Annotated in this window: 15 protein-coding genes; 6 read left to right on the top strand and 9 right to left on the bottom strand. The window is 70.2% G+C overall.

Annotated elements, in window-relative coordinates; all coding sequences use genetic code 11:
• Positions 1-123 precede the first annotated feature (123 nt).
• The 6 genes from K8V84_RS04060 (at position 124) to K8V84_RS04085 (ending at position 7817) form a co-directional block, all read left to right on the top strand.
• Positions 124-1158, top strand: a complete 1035-nt coding sequence (locus tag K8V84_RS04060; protein ID WP_304070529.1) for a LacI family DNA-binding transcriptional regulator — start codon at positions 124-126, stop codon at positions 1156-1158.
• 126 nt (positions 1159-1284) lie between these two features.
• Positions 1285-2328, top strand: coding sequence for a LacI family DNA-binding transcriptional regulator (locus K8V84_RS04065; protein WP_304070531.1), 1044 nt, complete (start codon positions 1285-1287; stop codon positions 2326-2328).
• A 265-nt stretch (positions 2329-2593) separates the two neighbouring features.
• Positions 2594-3415, top strand: a complete 822-nt coding sequence (locus K8V84_RS04070; RefSeq protein WP_304070534.1) for a sugar ABC transporter permease — start codon at positions 2594-2596, stop codon at positions 3413-3415.
• Between the two features lie 3 nt (positions 3416-3418).
• Positions 3419-4333: a carbohydrate ABC transporter permease gene (locus K8V84_RS04075; RefSeq protein WP_304070536.1), complete on the top strand. Its 915-nt coding sequence runs from the start codon at positions 3419-3421 to the stop codon at positions 4331-4333.
• A 28-nt stretch (positions 4334-4361) separates the two neighbouring features.
• A complete protein-coding gene (locus tag K8V84_RS04080; RefSeq protein ID WP_304070538.1) occupies positions 4362-5690 on the top strand; it encodes an ABC transporter substrate-binding protein in 1329 nt (442 codons plus the stop codon).
• 72 nt (positions 5691-5762) lie between these two features.
• Entirely contained in the window at positions 5763-7817 is a 2055-nt protein-coding gene (locus K8V84_RS04085) for a beta-galactosidase (protein WP_304070540.1), read from the top strand.
• 53 nt (positions 7818-7870) lie between these two features.
• On the opposite strand, the gene K8V84_RS04090 is transcribed toward K8V84_RS04085, so the two are convergent.
• From K8V84_RS04090 to K8V84_RS04130, 9 genes are all read right to left on the bottom strand, one after another.
• Positions 7871-9928 carry a serine hydrolase gene (locus K8V84_RS04090; RefSeq protein ID WP_369696601.1) on the bottom strand — a complete coding sequence of 686 codons (2058 nt, stop codon included), beginning with the start codon at positions 9926-9928 and terminating at the stop codon, positions 7871-7873.
• Positions 9929-9964: 36 nt separating this feature from the next.
• Positions 9965-10273, bottom strand: coding sequence for a hypothetical protein (locus tag K8V84_RS04095; RefSeq protein WP_304070541.1), 309 nt, complete (start codon positions 10271-10273; stop codon positions 9965-9967).
• A 314-nt stretch (positions 10274-10587) separates the two neighbouring features.
• Complete coding sequence (gene mmsB / locus K8V84_RS04100) at positions 10588-11784, bottom strand: multiple monosaccharide ABC transporter permease (RefSeq protein WP_304070560.1); 1197 nt, start codon at positions 11782-11784, stop codon at positions 10588-10590.
• Between the two features lie 35 nt (positions 11785-11819).
• Positions 11820-13397, bottom strand: a complete 1578-nt coding sequence (locus K8V84_RS04105; protein WP_304070544.1) for a sugar ABC transporter ATP-binding protein — start codon at positions 13395-13397, stop codon at positions 11820-11822.
• The gene (chvE, locus tag K8V84_RS04110; RefSeq protein ID WP_304070546.1) at positions 13394-14479 is read right to left on the bottom strand and encodes a multiple monosaccharide ABC transporter substrate-binding protein; all 1086 of its coding nucleotides are present in this window, start codon (positions 14477-14479) and stop codon (positions 13394-13396) included. The genes K8V84_RS04105 and chvE overlap by 4 nt, the downstream gene beginning before the upstream one ends.
• A 186-nt stretch (positions 14480-14665) precedes the next feature.
• On the bottom strand, positions 14666-16102 hold the full coding sequence (locus tag K8V84_RS04115; RefSeq protein ID WP_304070548.1) for an L-fucose/L-arabinose isomerase family protein: 1437 nt from the start codon (positions 16100-16102) through the stop codon (positions 14666-14668).
• A gap of 9 nt (positions 16103-16111) precedes the next feature.
• Complete coding sequence (locus K8V84_RS04120; protein ID WP_304070551.1) at positions 16112-16807, bottom strand: L-ribulose-5-phosphate 4-epimerase; 696 nt, start codon at positions 16805-16807, stop codon at positions 16112-16114.
• Positions 16804-18474, bottom strand: a complete 1671-nt coding sequence (gene araB, locus K8V84_RS04125; protein ID WP_304070563.1) for a ribulokinase — start codon at positions 18472-18474, stop codon at positions 16804-16806. The genes K8V84_RS04120 and araB overlap by 4 nt, the downstream gene beginning before the upstream one ends.
• 253 nt (positions 18475-18727) lie before the next feature.
• Positions 18728-19659, bottom strand: a 932-nt coding sequence (locus K8V84_RS04130; protein WP_304070554.1) for an MFS transporter, incomplete at its 5' end; no start/stop codon positions are given.

Raw genomic sequence — 19659 nt, forward strand, 5'->3', positions numbered from 1 at the left:
CCCCGGTCGGCGACCGCCGACCGGGGTTTTCTCCTGTCCCGGAGTGAGCGCTAACACCCGGCATTGCCCCCATAAAGGCGGTGCAGTATGTTAACGCCCACCGACCCCGGCAAGGAGTTTTGGGTGGACCACACTTCCCCGTCCGTCCGGGTGAACCGCGACCCCGCGATGACGGACGTCGCGCGGCTCGCCGGCGTCTCCCACCAAACGGTGTCCCGTGTGCTCAACGGGCACCCCAACGTGCGCGAACAGACCCGGCTGCGCGTGCGCGCCGCCATCGAACAGCTCGGTTACCGTCCCAACCGGGCCGCACGCACCCTGGCGACCGGAAAATCCCAGCTCCTGGGGGTGGTGGCGCAGAACTCCACGCTTTTCGGTCCCTCGTCGCTGCTGGCCGCCTTCGAGTTGGCCGCGGCCGCGCAGGGGTTCGTGGTCAGCGTGCGTCGGGTGCGGGACCTGGACCATGGCTCCATCGCCGCCGCCGTCGAGCACCACCGCGAGCAGAGGGCCGCCGGGATCGTGGTGATCGCACCCACCGGTGCGGCGGACGAGGCTCTGGCCGAGGTGCCCACCGACGTTCCCGTGGTGGCGGTGGACGGTGACCCCGAACGTGACGACACGCTGGTGACCGTGGATCAGGAGGCCGGGGCGCGGCTGGCCACACGGTGTCTGCTGGACGCCGGACACGAGACGGTCTGGCACGTGTCGGGCCCGGCGGACTGGTTCGACGCCGCCGGACGCATGCGCGGTTGGCAACAGGCCTTGGAGGAGGCGGGCGCGGAGGTCCCCCCGGTCGGTCAAGCGGACTGGAGCGCCGCCTCGGGGTATCGGGCCGGGCTGATGCTGGCCCGGATGCCGGAGGTCACGGCGGTGTTCGCCGCCAACGACCACCTGGCCCTGGGGCTCCTGCGGGCGATGCACGAACGCGGCCGTTCGGTGCCCGGCGACGTCAGCGTGGTGGGTTTCGACGACGTGCCCGAGGCCGCCTACTTCATTCCGCCGTTGACCACGGTGCGACCCGACTTCGACACCGTGGCCACCGAGGCGTTGGACGTGTTGTTGTCCCGTATCTCCGGCGAGGGGACCGGTTCCACACGACGCGTCATCACCCCCACCCTGGTCGAACGCGACAGTGTGGCGCCACCGCCGACCTCCTGAAAGGCGTCCGGGCCCACCGGCGAAGCACACGGGGCCGGTGGCCCGCCCTCGTGCCGGCTAAACTGAGCGCCGTCGAACGCAGGAGGCGGCCGGGGACGACGCCGCCAGGGGCACGGAGGCGTGGGGATGGTCGAGCGCACGGAGGCCGTGGCGGGGGCAGGCCGTCGCGGAGCCCGGGTCTCCATGGCCGACGTCGCCAGGCTGGCCGGGGTCTCCTCACAGACCGTCTCCCGGGTCTCCAATGGCAGCCCCAGCGTGGTGCCCCGGACCCGTGAACGGGTGCTGGCCGCCATGGAGGAGCTCGGTTACCGGCCCAACAGCGCCGCACGCGCCCTCAAGCGCGGCGAGTTCCGCACGCTCGGGGTCATCGTGTTCACCCTGTCGACCACGGGCACGCTGCGCACCCTGGAGGCGATCGCGGGCTCCGCCGCCCAGGAGGGGTACGCGATCACGCTCATCCCGGTGGCCGTGCCCACCCAGGACGGGGTGCTGGGTGCCTTCACCCGGCTGGGCGAGCTGACCGTGGACGCCGTCATCGTCATCATGGAGGTCCACCTGTTGGACGCCGTGGACGTCCGGCTGCCGCAGGGGTTGCACGTGGTCGTGGCCGACTCCGAGGCCGACGAGCGGTACGGCATGGTCGACACCGACCAGAGGGGCGGAACGCGTACGGCGGTCTCGCACCTGCTCGACCTGGGACATCGGACGGTGCACCATCTGGCCGGTCCGAAGGAGTCCTTCTGCGCCGAACGCCGGGCCCGCGCCTGGCGGGAGAGGCTCCGGGAAGGCGGGTGCCCCGTCCCCGAGCCGGTCCACGGTGACTGGTCGGCCGAGGGCGGCTACCGGGCGGGTCTGGAGCTGGCGGCCGACCCCGAGTGCACGGCGGTGTTCGCGGCCAACGACCAGATGGCGTTGGGTCTGCTGCGCGCGTTGCACGAGCGGGGCCGTTCGGTGCCCGAGGACGTGAGCGTGGTGGGGTTCGACGACATCGCGGAGGCGGCGTCGTTCCTGCCGCCGCTGACGACCGTCCGACAGGACTTCCACGAGGTGGGGCGTCGGCTCGTGGCCGGGGCGCTGCGTCGGCTGCGCGGAGAGTCGGACGGGCCCGGAGCCTCGCTGGTGCCCACAGAACTGGTGGTGCGCGCCAGTACCGCGCCGCCCCCGGCGTGATTCTCCAAGGTTTCCCGCGCCCGACCCCTTGACCTTCGGGCGACCCCGGTGCAACACTCCCGACACCGAAATGTTTGCGTAAACATCGCTCGGTGCCCGCCCCCTACCCCGCTCACCGGGGCCTGGCCGCGGTCGACACGGAGTGCACGACGAGGACCCCCCCATGACGCCGACGACCGCACCCACCGCACCCTCACCGGACAGGCCACCGGCGCGGGGCCGACCTCGAAGACGCTGGACCGGGTGGGGTTTCCTCGCCCCGTTCATGACCGTCTTCACGTTGGTCTTCGTGGCACCGATCCTGTACTCGCTCCATCTGAGCGTGTACCGCGACCAACTGGTCGGCGGCACCTCCTTCGTGGGCCTGGAGAACTACAGCGGCGCCCTCACCGACCCGGTGTTCTGGGACTCGGTGTCCAGGGTGACGCTCTTCCTCGCCGTCCAGGTGCCGATCATGCTGTCCCTGGCGCTGCTCCTGGCCCTGGCCCTGGACAGCGGTCGACTCTACGGGCGCGACTTCTTCCGCATCTCGATCTTCCTGCCCTACGCGGTCCCCGCCGTGGTGGCCACCCTGATGTGGGGCTTCATGTACGGCACCCGGTTCGGGCTCGTCGGCAACGTCAACGACCTGCTGGGCGTGACCCTGCCCGATCCGCTCGCCCCCGGCGTCATCCTCGCCTCGATCGGCAACATCGTCACCTGGCAGTTCGTCGGCTACAACATGCTCATCCTGTACTCGGCACTGCGCACGGTTCCGCACAACCTGTACGAGGCGGCCGAGGTCGACGGAGCAGGCCAGCTGCGGGTGATCGCCGCGATCAAGCTCCCCGCCCTGCGCGGGGCCCTGGTGATCGCCGCGATCTTCTCCGTCATCGGCAGCTTCCAGCTGTTCAACGAACCCAGCATCCTGCAGAGTCTGGCGCCCAACGCCATCACCTCCGGCTACACGCCCAACCTCTACACCTACTCGTTGGCCTTCTCCGGCCAACAACAGAACTACGCCGCGGCGGTGGCGATCATCATGGGGCTGTTGACCATGGTCATCGCCTACGCGGTCCAGCTGTTCGGCATGCGAAAGGCCGCGTGAACCATGGGCACCCCCACCCCCCTCCGCTCACCCCGGCCCCGCCGCCGCTCCGCCCCCGGCCCACCGCGACCGCTCCGCCCGCGCCACAGCGTCGCCCTGACCCTGGTCACCGCACTGGCCCTGCTGTACTCCCTGGTGCCCCTGGTCTGGTTGCTCGTCAACGCCACCAAGGGCCAAGAATCGCTCCTGAACAGCTTCGGGTTGTGGTTCGGCTCCGACTTCGCGCTGCTGGACAACATCGCCGCCACGCTCACCTACGACGACGGGGTGTTCGTGCGCTGGCTGCTCAACACCGTGCTCTACGTGGTGCTGGGCGCGGGCGGAGCCACCCTGTTGGCGATGCTCGGCGGCTACGCCCTGGCCAAGTTCGACTTCCCCGGGCGGCGCGCCGTCTTCGCCGTGGTGCTGGGCGCGGCCGCCGTACCCGGCACCGCCCTGGCCGTGCCCACGTTCTTGATGTTCAGCCAGATGGGCCTGACCAACACCCCCTGGTCGGTCATCGCCCCCTCCCTGATCTCGCCCTTCGGCCTGTACCTGATGTGGATCTTCGCGACCCAGGCGGTCCCCACCGAGCTGATGGAGGCGGCGCGCATCGACGGCTCGGGGGAGATCCGCACCTTCTTCACCGTGGCGTTGCCACTGCTGGCCCCCGGAACCGCCACGGTCCTGCTCTTCACCATGGTGGCGACCTGGAACAACTACTTCCTGCCGCTGATCATGATCCGCGACCCCGACTGGTTCCCTCTCACGGTCGGTCTCAACTCCTGGAACGCCCAGGCCGAGACCGTGGGAGGCGAACCCGTCTTCCACCTGGTCATCACCGGATCACTGTTGACCATCGTGCCGCTGATCGCCGCGTTCCTGATGCTGCAGCGCTACTGGAGGTCCGGTCTGACCGCCGGAAGCCTCAAGGGCTGAACACACCACCACGACCGAGGAGACCCCCATGAACAGCAGAGCACCCCGTGCCGCCGCGGTCGGCGCCCTGTGCCTGGCGCTGACCGCCTGCGGCTCCGGAGACGACACCGCCCCCGACATCACCGCCGAGGACGTCGCGACCGCCCTGGAAGAGGGTGGTGAGATCACCGTCTGGGCCTGGGAACCCACCCTGGAACAGGTCTCCGAGGACTTCGAGGAGGCCCACCCCGGCGTCACCGTCAACGTGGAGAACGTCGGTACCGGTGACGAGCAGTACACCGCGCTGCAGAACGCGCTTTCCGCCGGGTCGGGGCTGCCCGACGTCGCCCACATCGAGTACTTCGCGTTGGGCCAGTTCACCATCGCCGGACACCTGGTCGACCTGGCCCCACTGGGGGCCGAGGAACTGGAGGGGTCCTACACACCCGGACCGTGGGGCGCGGTCCAGGGCGAGGAGGGTGCGATCCACGCCCTGCCCATGGACTCAGGGCCGATCGCCCTGTTCTACAACCAGGACGTCTTCGACGAACTCGACGTGGAGGTCCCCACCACCTGGGAGGAGTACGTCGAGGCGGCCCGGGAGATCAACGAGGCCGATCCCGACGTGTACATCGCCGCCGACAACGGTGACGCCGGCAGTACCACCACCGGGATCTGGCACGCGGGCGGACAGCCCTACTCGGTGGAGGGTGAGGAGGTCACCATCGACTTCACCGACGAGGGCACCGCCCGCTACGTCGACACCTGGCAGCGGCTCATCGACGAGGACCTGCTCCTGCCGGTGACCTCCTGGAGCGACGAGTGGTACCAGGCGTTGGGCGACGGCAGTGTCGCCACCCTGGTCACCGGCGCGTGGATGGGGCTGAACCTGGAGTCCGGGGTCCCCGACGGGGCCGGATCCTGGAGGGTGGCCCCGCCACCGGCCTGGGAGGAGGGCGACACCTCCAGCGCCGAGAGCGGCGGCAGTGCCCTGGCCGTGCCCGTGGGGGCGAAGAACCAGGCGCTCGCCTACGCCTTCATCGAGTACGCCAACGCCGGTGACGGGATCCAGGCCAGGATCGACCAGGGCGCCTTCCCGGCCACCGTCGCCGACCTGGAGTCGGAGGAGTTCCTGGCGACCGAATCCGAGTACTTCGGTGGCCGGCAGGTCAACCGGGTCTACGCCGACTCCGCGGCCAACGTGCGCCAGGGGTGGGCCTACCTGCCCTACCAGGCCCACGCCAACTCGCTGTTCAACGACACCGTGGGCCAGGCCTACGTCTCCGACACCACCCTCGCCGAGGGGTTGGCCGACTGGCAGGACGTCTCGGCCCGTTACGGCGAGGACCAGGGATTCACCGTCCACACCGGTGACTGACCGGGGCTCGCCCCGCACGGGGGCGGCCCCGACCGCCCCCACCCGCCCGTACGTCCTTCGAAGGGAAACACCATGACCGACGCCGGTTGGCGTGACTGGCCGCGTTGGCCCGACCGTCCCACCCGTCCCCGTTTCGGCTACGGCGCCGACTACAACCCCGAACAGTGGCCCCGCCGGGTGTGGGAGGAGGACCTGCGCCTGATGCGCAGCGCCGGGGTCAACATCGTCACCCTCGGGGTGTTCTCCTGGTCGCGGTTGCGTCCGGGGCCCGACACCTGGGACTTCGACTGGCTGGACGAGATCATGGACCGGTTGCACGAGAACGGCATCGCCGTCGATCTGGCCACCGCCACCGCCTCACCGCCCGCCTGGCTCACCACCGCCCACCCCGAGATCCTGCCGGTCACCCGCACCGGCGAGACCGTCTGGCCCGGCGCCCGTCAGCACTGGCGCCCCACATCGCCGGTGTTCCGCCGCCACGCGCTGGAGGTGACCACCGCCCTGGCCGAACGCTACGGTCACCACCCCGCACTGGCCGCCTGGCACGTGTCCAACGAGCTGGGCTGCCACAACGTCCACGACTACTCCGAGGACGCCGCGACCGCCTTCCGCACCTGGCTGCGCGAGCGTTACACCACGGTCGACGGGCTCAACCACGCCTGGGCCACCGACTTCTGGTCCCAGCGCTACACCGACTGGGACCAGGTCCTGCCGCCCCGGCTGGCAGCCTCGCACGTCAACCCCACCCAACAGCTCGACTTCGCGCGTTTCTCCTCCGATGCCCTGCGCGACCACCTACGCGCGGAAAGCGCCGTCCTGCGCCGTCTCACACCCGACGTCCCCATCACCACCAACTTCATGGTCATGGGCCACGTCGCGGAGATGAACTACGCGGACTGGGCGCACGAGGTCGACTTCGTCTCCAACGACCATTACGTGCGCCCCGACCCCGGCGGCGCCGACGAACTCTCCTTTTGCGCCAACCTCACCGGAGGCCTGGCACGTGGACGCCCCTGGTATTTGATGGAGCACTCCACCAGCGCGGTCAACTGGCGCTCGGTCAACCCGCCCAAGGCCCCCGGCGAGATGGTGCGCGACTCCCTGCTGCACGTGGCGCACGGAGCCGACGCCGTGTGCTATTTCCAGTGGCGCCAGTCGGCGGCCGGTGCGGAAAAGTACCACTCGGCGATGGTGCCGCACACCGGAGCGGAGAGCCCGGTCTTTCGGGAGGTGACCGAACTGGGGCGGGTGCTGGCCGAGGACCTGGCCGAGGTCGCCGGGTCACGGCGCCTGCCCGCCTGGGCCGCCATCGTCTTCGACTGGGAGTCCAGGTGGGCGGTGAGTCGCGACTCACTGCCCAGTTCACTGCTGGACGTGCACCGCGAGGCCCTGGACTGGTACACCGCGTTCCTGGGGGCGGGCGTGCGCGTGGACGTGCTGCCCACCGACGCCGACTGGGAGGCGTACGACTTCGTGGTCGCGCCTTTGCTGCACGTGTTGCCCCAGGCCACGGCCGAGCGCCTGAACGACTACGCCATGGGCGGCGGACACCTGGTCACCACCTACTTCTCCGGGATCGTCGACGAGAACGACCACGTTCACCTGGGCGGCTATCCGGGGCCGTTGCGCGACCTGCTGGGTATTCGGATCGAGGAGTTCGCACCCCTGCCCGAGGGCGCGAGCGTGGGCTTGGACGATGGTTCCTCGGGAACGGTGTGGTCGGACCGGATCACCGTCACCTCGACCGAGACCGAGGTCCTGGCCCGTTACGCCGACGGGCACCTGGCGGGTGGAGCGGCGCTGACCCGGCGTGCGCTGCCCGGCGGCGGTGGTGCCGCCTACGTCTCGACCCGTCTGGACGAGGCCCACCGTGTCGCTCTGCTCGGTCGACTGCTGGCCGACGCCGGGATCTTCGGTGAACTCCCCGAGGAGTTGCGCGGCCGGGTGGAACTGACCGTGCGCGCCGGCGACGACGCCGAGTACCACTTCCTGACCAACCGCACCGACGAGCCCGTCGAGCTCCGTGGTCTGCCGGGCACCCCGTTGACGGGGGTCGGCGCGTCCGGTGTGGGGGCCCACGTCCTTGCGCCGCGCGGTATCACCGCCTGGCGCCTGCCCACGACATGAGAAAGCGCTGTCCACGGGAGACGCTCCCGTGGACAGCGGTTCGAGGGGCGGTTTCAGTAGGAGATGTCGGGCACGAGCAGGTTGAAGGACACGGCGAACCAGGCGCAGCCCGCCAACGCGGCCAGGACCAGTACGCCGCCCGCGCACCGGAGCCATCCGGCCCGGCGGCGCACGTCGTCGAAGACCACCACCGCGGCGGGGACGACGCCGATCACGCCCACGGCCTGGGCGACCTGGACGGCTCTCAGCATCAGCGGGGACACCTCCCGCAGGTCCATGATCGCCATGACGGCCAGGACCCAGCCGGCGCAGGCGACCAACGTCGCCCCCACCGTGATCCGCGTGAGCACACGCGCCAGGCGTCCGGGCCGGTCCCGCCCGGGCAGGGACAGACGCCACCGTGTCAGGGCACCGATCGGCCAGGACAGGACGACCAGGATCAGCACACCGATGGAGGGGACCAACACCGGCAGGGCGGTCGCCGCGGACCGCTCCGGTTCGACCGGCAGCAGACTGAACGCCGAACCGTGGCCGAGGGCCTCGACGTGGCCGTCCTCCACCCGCGCGGTCAGGAGACGTTGCCCCTCGACCTCGCGCCACACCCAGGGATCGATCTCCTCGTAGGCGATGGGCCGTCCGGTCTCGGGACCGGGTGAGACGAGCAGGGTCAGGTCCGGGCGGACCGCCACCCGAGTCTCCTGGAACACGTCGAGGGACTTCATGAAGGTGCTGTGCATCGACCGTGAAGTGATGTAGGAACCCTCCACCGCGTGGGCGCGTCTCTCCGGCCCCTCGGAGACCTCGCCGCCGTCCGGCGGGGGTTCCTCCTGTTCCTGCTCTGGGAAGTAGCGGTCGGCGAAGCCGAACATGACGGCCTCGCGCAGTTGCAGAGTGGAGGTCCTCTCGTGTCCGCTGCTGTTGAGGCCGATGAAGATCCCGGTGTCGTCCTCCGGGTAGATCTGCATGTGGACGTGGAAGAAGGACGTGTCCCCACCGTGGCCGATGATCCGGTGCCCGTTTCGATCCTCCTCGAAGAAGCCCAGTGTCATCCGGGGACCCTCGGCCAGGCCTCCCAACGCGTCCTCGTCCAGAGCCGGGGCGTGCATGAGGTCGAGGGTCTCCCGCGACAGCACGGAGGGCCCGTCGTCGCCTCCCGCGTCCAGGTGGGCGAGCATGAAGCGGGCCATGTCGGTGGCCGTGGTGGACAGTGAGCCGGCGGGTGCACCCGCCACGATCTCGAAGTCCTGGGGCCTGCCGTCGTCGGTGGCGTAGCCGTTGGAGAGCGATAACGACGGGTCGTCGGGAAGCGGTTGCCTGGTGGTGGAGGAGTTCATTCCCAGTGGGGCGAGCACGTTCTCGTCGACGTACTCCTCGTAGGACACACCGACGGCCCGTTCGACCACGTATCCGGCCAGGGCGTACCCGTAGTCGGAGTGGGCGGGGACGGTCCCGGGCTCGTAGACCTGTTCGGGAGGAGCGTCGGCGACGGCGGCGCGCAGGTCCGGTTCGGTCCCGTAGGGCAGGACCAGGTCCGCGATGACCTCCTCGTACCCGGCCGTGTGCGTGAGCAGGTGGCGCAGGGTGACGGGTTCGTCGAAGGAGGTGTTCAGGGTGAAGTCGACGTACTCGGCGACGTCGGTGTCCAGGTCGAGCTCACCGGCCTCGACCAGCTGCATCACCGCGGTGGCGGTGAGGAGTTCGGTGACCGATCCCGCCCGGAAGAGGTCCAGGTCGGGGTCGACCGGTGTGGTGACGATGTCGCCGGCCGCCGTCTCCTCGTACTCGTAGCCCACCCCGGTGTCGGCGTTGCCGTAACCGCGGCTGGTGAGGATCTCGCCGTCGTGGACCACGCTCACAGTGGCCCCCGCGATGCCGGACGTCTCCAGTGCGGCGGGCACGAGCCCGTCGAGCCAGGCGTTGACGTCCGCCTCGGTGGGTTCACCGTCGGCGGCGGGTCCGGTGACCGGGGGAGCGGGGGCGGTCGAGGGCATGGTGGGGCCGCAACCGGTGGTGAGGGCGATGACCGCGCCGGCGGCCAGGAGACGAAGGGGCGCCCGCCCCGCCCATGAACATCCGGGGGCGGTGCGGGAGGTCGTGTCGCTGGAGATCAAAGAGGTCCTAATCAGGTTCTTTCAGGATCGAGACTGTCAGGCCTGGACATTCTCTCCGGGGTCCCGGTCGCTCTGGGACGAGGCCGGGTCCTTCGGAGCCGGGACCTCGACCGCGGGCACGTACCCGAGCCCGCCCTTGGCGGTGACGAGTGGAACGATGGAGGCCACACCGAACGCCGGGAGCATGACGTGGGCGGCCGTGTCCCGGGCGTCGATCGAGGGGAACATGGGGCCGTAGGCCATCGACATGAAGTTGTTGACGCCGGCGTGCACCAGGATCGGGCCGGGCGGGAACACGACGAACAGCATGCTCGGCGGCGCCTGGACGGCCCCACCGGTGAACACGAGGCCGCCACAGGATCAGGGTGGCCGGGACGCCGAGCGGGGCCGGCACGTACCGGCGCAGGCCGACCCGCCACTTGAACAGGCGGCCCACCCACTTGCGGGCCCCTCCCGTCCGTCGGCCTCGGCGGTGATGAGGAAGGTGGAGAAGACCGGTCCGAGGTAGGCTCCGGGCGGCGTCGGCAGGAGCCGGCCCGGCATCATGTCGGCCCTCGACGTCCTCGATCCCCAGCCCGTGGTCACCGACGATGTAGGCGTCTCAGGCGACCCGGCCCAGGACGCCACCTCCTCGCACCTCGCTCACGAACCCCGACACGTTATGGCTCTCGTGGGGGTCTGCGGCGTGAGCGCAGCCCCGGCATGATCGGAGCCGAACCACCGACGCGGCGCTTGTTGTAGATGTCGAAGGCCACGGCCAGCAACAACACCAGGCCCTTGATGAGCTGTTGCCAGTCCACGCCCAGCCCGATCAGTGACATGCCGTTGTTGAGCACGCCCATGACCAGGGCGCCGATCACCGCGCCGACGACACTGCCCACCCCACCGGCCGCGGAGGCGCCGCCGATGAAGGCGGCCGCGATGGCGTCCAGTTCGAACATGGTGCCCGCGCCGGGGGTCGCGGCGTTCAGGCGCCCGGTGAAGACCAGCCCGGCCAGCGCCGAGAGCACCCCCATGTTCACGAACACCCAGAACGTGGTCCGTTTGGTGCGGATCCCGGAGAGGGCGGCGGCCCGCTCGCTGCCGCCCACGGCGTACACACGTCGGCCCATGGTGGTGGAGCGCATCACGAACGCGTAGCCCACGATGAGCGCGATCAACAGCACGCCCACCAGTGGGAGCCCGTTGTGGTCGGCCAGCACGTAGGTGAACGTCATGATGGCGGCGACCACCAGCACCGACCCGGCGGCGGTGACCGCGACCGGTGCGACCGGCAGGTCGCGGGCGCGTGAACGGGCCCGCGAACGCCACTGGATCCACACGATCACGGTGGCCCCGGCCAGCCCGAGCAGGAGGGTGGGAAGGTGCGGTCCGTCGCTCCGGCCGGGCAGGAAGCCGCCGGCGATCACCCGCAGCGACTGCGGCAACGGGGCGATGGACTCTCCGCCCAGTACCGCGAGCGTGGCACCGCGGAACACCAGCATTCCGGCCAGGGTGACGATGAACGCCGGCACCCCCACGTAGGCGATCCAGAACCCCTGCCAGGCACCGATGAGGGCGCCCAGCAGCAGCGCGGCCGGCACCACCACGACGGTAGGCAGTCCCCACGAGTTGAGCATGATCGCGGCCATCGCCCCGGTGAACGCCACCACCGAGCCGACCGACAGGTCGATGTGTCCGGTGATGATCACCAGCATCATCCCGATCGCCAGGATCAGGATGTAGGAGTTCTGCATGATCAGGTTGGTGACGTTGAGCGGGGTGAGCAGGAGCCCACCGGTGAGGATCTGGAACAGGATGATGATGGCCACCAGGGCGATGGCCATCCCGTACTGGCGGGTGCGTCCCCGCAGCATCTCCCGCAGACGGGGGAGCGAGGAGGTCGGTCGGTTCACTTCGTCTCCCCGGTTCGGGTCATGAGTCTCATCAGGGTCTCCTGGTCGGCGTCGGCCCCGGGCACCTCGCCGGTGATCCGCCCCTCGCACATGGCGTAGACGCGGTCGCACATGCCGAGGATCTCCGGCAGCTCCGAGGAGATGAGCAGCACGCAGGCCCCCTCGGCCGCCAGGCGGCGCACGATCAGGTAGATCTCGTACTTGGCCCCCACGTCGATGCCGCGGGTGGGCTCGTCGAGGATCAGCAGTTCAGGCCGGGTGAACATCCACTTGCCCAGCACGACCTTTTGCTGGTTGCCGCCGCTGAGGGTGCGCACCGTCTGGTCGGCCCCGCGGCCGCGCACACGCATGCGTTCGCTCATCCTTTGGGCCTCCACCGTCTCCAGGCCGGAGTCGATGACGCCCCGAGTGGAGATCCGTCCGAGCGCGGCCATGGTGGTGTTGTGTCGGATGTCGTCGTCCAGGACCAGCCCCAGGGACTTGCGGTCCTCGGGCACGTAGGCGACCCCGGCGGCGATCGCGTCGGCGACGTCGCCCACGCGCAGTTCCTCGCCGTCGCGCAGCAGAAAACCTCGAACGTAGCGGCCGTAGGAGCGTCCGAACAGGTTCATGGCGAACTCGGTGCGCCCGGCGCCCATCAGGCCGGCCAGCCCCACGACCTCACCGGTCCTGATATCGAGATCCGCCCCGTCCACGACGCGTCGTCCGGCCTGGGTGGGGTGGTCCACGGTCCAGTCGCGCACCTCGAAGCGGACCGGTCCGATGCCGCCCTCGCCCGGCGGATAACGCTGGTCCAGGTCGCGGCCGACCATGCCGCGGATGACACGGTCCTCGTCGATCGAGGGCCGTCCTTCGGCGTCGCGTTCCACCGTCAGCGTCTCCACGGTGCGGCCATCGCGCAGGATGGTGATCTCGTCGCTGACCCGCATCACCTCACCGAGCTTGTGCGAGATCAGCACGCAGGCCACACCCTGGTCGCGCAGGTCCAGTAACAGCTCCAACAGGCGGTCGCTCTCGGTCTCGTTGAGCGCCGAGGTCGGCTCGTCCAGCACCAGCAGCCGTACGTTCTTGGCCAGGGCCTTGGCGATCTCCACCAGTTGCTGTCCGCCGATGCTCAGCGCGGAGACGGGCAGGGCCGGGTTCTCGTCCAGGCCCACACGCAGCAGCAGCTCACGGGCACGGGCGTGGGTGGCGCCCCAGTCGATGACGCCGAACCGGGTCTCCTCGTGACCGAGCAGGACGTTCTCGCTGATGGAGAGTTGGGGTATCAGCGCCAGTTCCTGATGGATGATGGCGATCCCGGATCGTTCGGCGGCGGCCACGTCGACGAACGCCCGCGGCTCGTCGTCGATCTCCACCGACCCGGTGTAGGAACCGGCCGGGTGGACCCCGCTGAGCACCTTCATCAACGTGGACTTGCCCGCTCCGTTCTCGCCCATCAGAGCGTGGACGCTGCCGTGGGCCACCTCCAGGGAGACCCCGTCCAGGGCCCGCACCCCGGGGAACTCCTTTCGGATGTCGCTCATCCGCAGCAGGGGCCCCGGGGCGTGGGGGGTGGTGCGCGCGGTGCTCATTCGAGCTCGGACTCCTCGTAGTAGCCGCTCTCGACCAGGACCTCGTGGTAGTTGTCCAGGTCCACCGAGACCGGTTCCAACAGGAAGGAGGGCACGACCCCGACCCCGTTGTCGTAGGACTCGGTGTCGTTGACCGGCACCTCCTCGCCGTTGAGGAGGGCCTCGGTCATGTCCACGGTCTGGGCGGCCAGGGCGCGGGTGTCCTTGAAGACCGTCTGGGTCTGCTCCCCGGCGACGATGGAGCGCACCGACGACAGGTCGGCGTCCTGGCCCGTGGTGACGGGAAGCGGCCGCTCCTCGGTGCCGTAGCCCACCGCGCGCAGGGACTCGATCACCCCCAGACTGATGCCGTCGAAGGGCGACAGGACCGCGTGCACCTCCTCGTCGGAGTAGTTGGCGCTGAGCAGGTTGTCCATGCGGGACTGGGCGATGGAGCCGTCCCAGCGGGTGGTGGCGATCTGCTCCATGGAGGTCTGGCCGCTCGGGACCTGCAACGTGCCGTCGTCGATGTGGGGCTGCAGGACCGACATCGCGCCGTCGTTGAAGAAGTAGGCGTTGTTGTCGTCGGGGGAGCCGCCGAACAGCTCGATGTTGAACGGGCCGCCCTCGTTCTCCAGGTCCAGGGTGTCGACGATGTAGCGCCCCTGGAGGACACCGACCTCGAAGTTGTCGAAGGTGGCGTAGTAGTCGACGTGCTCGCTGCCCATGATGAGCCGGTCATAGGCGATCACCGGGATGTCGCCGTCGGCGGCCATGTCCAGGACGTCGCCCAGGGCCTCACCGTCGATGGAGGCGATGACCAGGGCGTCCACGCCTCGGGTGATCATGTTCTCGATCTGGGCGACCTGGTCCTCGACGATGTCCTCGGCGTACTGCAGGTCGGTTCCGTAACCGCGCTCCTCGAACTCGGCGACCATGTTGTCGCCGTCGTCGATCCAGCGTTCGGAGGACTGGGTGGGCATGGCGATGCCGATGACGCCGTTCTCACCGTCGGTGCGGGTGGCGTCGCCGACACCGCCGCAGGCGGACAGCAGCGCGGCGCCGGAGAGGGCGGCGACGGACAGGAGTGATGGTCGGGGCATCGGGGGCCTTCTTCCGTACTCGGTAGGGGGTGTGGGTCAGACCCGGCCGGGGGCCAGGGTGATGACGGACAGGCTCACGTCCTCGATCGGTCGAGGGACGACCCGGTCGGGGGCGGCCGTGCTGTTGGCGGCGTAAGGGTCCTCGTCGGTCAGGGTGCGGGCGCCGAATGGTGTCTGGCCGGTCGCTCAGACCGGGACGTACTCGATACCGGCCAGTTCGCACAGGACACGCCAGTCCTGGGCGATGTGACCGGAGTTCATGACCATGTGGTGGGTGCCGCCGGCGCGCAGCCAGGCGTCCATGCAGCCGCGCACACCCGTGGCGGGGCGGAACTGTCCGTAGGGCATCTCCAGGGCGGGCAGCTCGGGGGAGTCCAGGACCTCGCCCTGGGCCACCACCAGGCGGAACCGCTCCCCGCCCAGGGAGACCAGGGACGCCAGCGTCGCCGGCCCCGGACGGTAACGGAACACCAGGGTGGGCGGGTCGTCCAGACCTCCGATGCCCAGGGAGCGTTTGATCAGCCGTACCGGTTCGTCCTCGCGGGCCAGCCGCCAGTTGCCCTCGCCCATGTGGCTCATCAGGATGGAGTCGCTGGGAAAGTCCATCGCGTACATCTCGGTGAAGTGACCGTCCCCGGCGAGCCGGTGCCCGGCGTAGACGACCGAGGCCGCCAGGACGTCCCCCTCCCCGGCGAAGCCGTACCCCTGGGCCATCAGGGTGGAGGCGGCGGCCATGGGCAGCCGGGAGAAACGCCCGTCCTCACCGATGGCGTCGAAGTGGGTGGAGTAGGCGCCGCACCCCGATTCCTCCAGGAGCCGTTCGATGCCCAACTGCATACGGACGTGGTCCTCGCGCTCCTCCTCGGACAGCCGGGCGTCCACGTCGAACACCTCGTCCTCCCAGGAGATGAGGCCGCGCACCGCCTGTTCGGGCAGGTCGGACATGGTGCGGTGCAGGGCGCCGGGCGCGATCACGTGCACCTCGGGTCCGAGCCTGCGCAGCAACGCCGACTCGTCCACACGGGCGTCGCCCATGCCGTTCATGGGATAGCCGAACACGCCCACCCGCAACCTGCGCAGTGAGCCGACCGTGTGGGCGGCCCGCGCCCAGCGGTCCACCCGCGCCACGAAGTCCGGGCTCTGCCACTCACCGGTGATGACGTCGAAGCCGACCCCGGCCCGGACCATCGCGTTGGCGGTGTCCTGTGCCCCGTGGATGCCCTGGTTGTAGGTCATGTCGTCCATGTCCCAGGCGGCGCTGACGGCGGGGTCGGGCTGGATGTTGGCCAGGGCGACCGGCAGCCGCAGCTCGGACAGGGCCCGGGTGACGCGCAGAGAGGGTCCGTAGGTGAGCATGACGACCAGGACCCCGTCGAGCCCGTCGGCCTCGAAGGAGCGCAGGGCGCGCTCGGCGTCCTCACGACCACGGACCGGCGGAGCGACCGTCCACTCGGCGACGTCGGACAGGCGCTCGGCGACCCGGCCGGCGTAGGCGGCCTGGTGTCCGGTGATCCCGGGGATCATGTCGTCGTAGAGCGGCTGCATGATGCCGAGCAGCCCGACACGGGGCCGGTGGGCGCGCACCGCCGGGTTGTCGGTCGCGGGGGGCGTGGGTAGGGGCACGTCGCTTCCTCACTGTCCGTAGGCGTTCTGGTAGCGGTGGTAGAGGGCGTCGACGTCCTCTTGCGGCAGGCGTTCGACGGGTCCGCCCTGGCGGGCGATGTGGATGGTGCGCGCCACGTCCTCGCACATCACCGCGGCCTTGACCGCGGCCTTGGCGGTGGCGCCGATGGTGAACACCCCGTGGCCGCGCATGAGGACGGCCGGGGACCGGTGCCCCTCCAGGGTTCGGACGATGCCGCGCCCGATGGAGTCGTCGCCGATGCGCGCGAAGGGGCCCACCGGGATGTCGCCGCCGAACTCGTCGGCCATCGCGGTGATGGCGCAGGGAACGGGCTCCCCGCGGGCGGCCCAGGCCGTGGCGTAGGGGCTGTGGGTGTGCACGACCCCGCCGACGTCGGGGCGGGCCCGGTAGACGTGGGCGTGGGCGTCGGTGTCGCTGGAGGGTTTGTGCCGGCCCTCGACCAGGGCGCCGTGCAGGTCGCACACGACCATGTCCCGGGGGGTGAGGTCGTCGTAGGACACCCCGCTGGGTTTGATCACCATCAGGTCGGTGTGGGGTACCCGGGCCGAGACGTTGCCGCTGGTCCAGGTGACCAGGTCCCATCGGGTCAGTTCGGCGTGCAGGTCGCACACGTGTTCGCGCGCACGTTCCACCTCGGTGCGGTGGCGCGTCAACAGGTCTTGGAGGTCGTCGGTGGAGGTCATCGTGCCCCCGCGGTGGTGTGGTCGGCGGTGAGCGCGTCCTGTCGCAGGGCCCGCAACCGGTGCAGGCTGTCGGTGCCGCCCCGCCCGAAGTGGTCGTGGAGTTCGGTGTAGACCTCGAACAGTGCGTCGTAGGCCGCCGCGCGTCGCGCGTCGGGGTCGACGGTGCCGGGACGGACCCGGCCCATGGCCGCGGATGCGGTGTGGACGTCGGGGTGGGCACCGGCGGCCACGGCGGCGTGGATGGCCGACCCCACGGCGCAGCTGTGCTCGGTGTCCACCACGCGCAGGGGGCGGTTCAGCACGTCGGCGTAGACCTGAAGGACGAAGGGGTTGCGGACCATGCCGCCGCCGATGGTCAGGTCCTGGACCGGGACCCCCGCGGTGGTGAAGGCCTCGATGATGGTGCGGGTGCCGAAGGCGGTGGCCTCCACCAGTGCCCGGTAGACCTCCTCGGGGCGGGTGGCCAGTGTCATGCCCACCAGTACGCCGCTCAGGGAGTGGTCGACCAGGACCGACCGGTTGCCGCTGTGCCAGTCCAGCGCCACCAGACCGTGCGCGCCCACCGAGGAGTCGGCCGCCTTGGCCGACAGCAGGTCGTGGACGGACACCCCGCGTTCGGCGGCCTCCTGGTGGTAGGCCGGGGGCACGTGGGTGTCGACGAACCAACCGAAGATGTCGCCCACGCCGCTCTGGCCGGCCTCGTAGCCCCACATGCCCGGGGTGATGCCGCCCAGGGCCATGCCGCACATCCCCGGCACCTCTGCCAGGACCTCGGAGTTCATCACGTGGCAGGTGCTGGTGCCCATGATGGCGAGCATCCGACCGGGCGCCGTGGTCTGCGCGGCGGCCGCGGTGACGTGGGCGTCGATGTTGCCGACGGCCACGGGGGTGCCCTCGACCAGGCCGGTCCAGGCGGCGGCCTGGGCGGTGAGGCCGCCGGCCCGTTCGCCCAGCTGGGACAGGGGGTGATCGAGCTTTTCGGTGGCGAAGTCGGCGAAGCGGGGGTCCAGCGCGGCCAGGAAGCCCCTGGTGGGCCAGGCGCCGTCCTGGTGGATCCCCTTGTACCCGGCGGTGGCCACGTTGCGTGTCTCGTGTCCGCACAGTTGCCACACGATCCAGTCGGCCCCCTCGATCCAGCGGTCGGTGCGACGGTAGACCTCGGGGTCGTCGCGCAGTACCTGCAGGGCCTTGGCGAACTGCCATTCGGAGGAGATCCGCCCGCCGTAGCGGCCCAGCCAGGGTTCGCCGCGTTCGGCGGCCAAGGCGTTGATCTCGTCGGCCTCGGGCTGGGCGGAGTGGTGACGCCACAGCTTGGGCCAGGAGTGCGGGCGATCGGTGAGGTCGGCGACCTCGCACAGGGGGGTTCCGTCGGCGGTCGTGGGCAGGACCGTGCAGGAGGTGAAGTCGACCCCGACGCCGATGACCCGTTCGGGGGTGACCCCGGCCGCGTGAAGGGCGGCGGGAACGGCTTCGCGCAGGACCCTGCGGTAGTCCTCGGGGTGTTGCAGGGCGGTCTCCGGTTCGAGGGGCTCCTCGTGGCCGGGCAGACGGTCGGCGATGACACCGTGAGGGTAGGCGTGTTCGGCGGTGCCGAGTTCGGTGCCGTCGAGGACCCGGACCACGACGGCGCGTCCGGAGAGGGTTCCGAAGTCGATACCGACCACCACGGGGCCGGAGGGAGGTTCGGCGGAACCAGAATTGTGGGCGTTAACATTCGTGGCCAAGGAGAGGTCCCTTCTCGGCTGCGCTCACTGAATAGATCCCTTACGCCACGTGAGGGTCGAGGCTATGAGGGGGCTGCTGTGACCTGGCCAACATTGTTGGCGTTAACAAAGGATGAAGTCAACCCCCCGGGGAAAACGGTTGCCAACAGCGAAGCGCCCGTGCCCCGAACCGGGACACGGGCGCTTGGCCGAGGTGTCAGTGGCCGAGCGCGGGTTCGCCGACCACCTCCTGCTCCGGTCGGGTGAAGCGGTCCGACAACCCCGCCGCCACCGCGATGCCCAGGCCGGCCACGGCCAGCACCGCGCCGATCGCCGCGGGGGAGGCGTAGCCCAGGCCCATCGCGATGCCCACGCCTCCGACCCAGGCGCCACCGGCGTTGGCCAGGTTGAACGCGGAGTGGTTGGAGGCCGAGGCCAGGCTGGGCGCTGCGCCCGCCCGGCTCATCACCAGTACCTGCAACGGGGCGGTCACCCCGAACCCGACGGCTCCCAGGACCACCACGCCGATCGCGGCGGTCCAGGGGTTGTGCACGGCCAGGGTGAACAGCGCCAACACGGCCGCGAGGCTCGCCAGGGAGCCGTAGATGGTGGGACGCAGCCAGCGGTCGGCCAGCGGGCCCACCAGGAGCGAACCCAGGGTCATGCCCACACCGAACAGGGCCAACACGACCGGCACCCCGGAGGCGGGCATGCCCGCCAACTCGGTCATCATCGGGGAGATGTAGCTGTAGACCGCGAAGACCCCCGCGAACCCGAACACCGCGGTGAGCAGACCGAGGATCACCTGTGGCCGGGCCAGGGCGGCGAACTCCCCGCGCAGGCCACCGCTGCGGCCGATCGGCACGTGCGGCACCCAGCGGGCCACCCCGAGAACGGTCAGGCCGGCGATGGCCGCCACCACGAGGAAGGCGGTGCGCCAGCCGGTGAGCTGGCCCAGCAGGGTGCCGACGGGCACCCCGACGATGTTGGCGATGGTCAGCCCGAGCATCACCCGCGCGACCGCGGTGGCCTGCCGGCCGGGACCGGCCAGGTGAGCCGCCACCAGCGCGGCCACACCCAGGTAGGCGCCGTGCGGAACGCCCGCCAGGAAGCGGGAGACCAACACGGTCTCGTGCGAGGGCGCGAACA

This window comes from Nocardiopsis listeri (assembly GCF_020741345.1).
In the GTDB taxonomy this organism is placed as follows: Bacteria; Actinomycetota; Actinomycetes; order Streptosporangiales; family Streptosporangiaceae; genus Nocardiopsis; species Nocardiopsis listeri_A.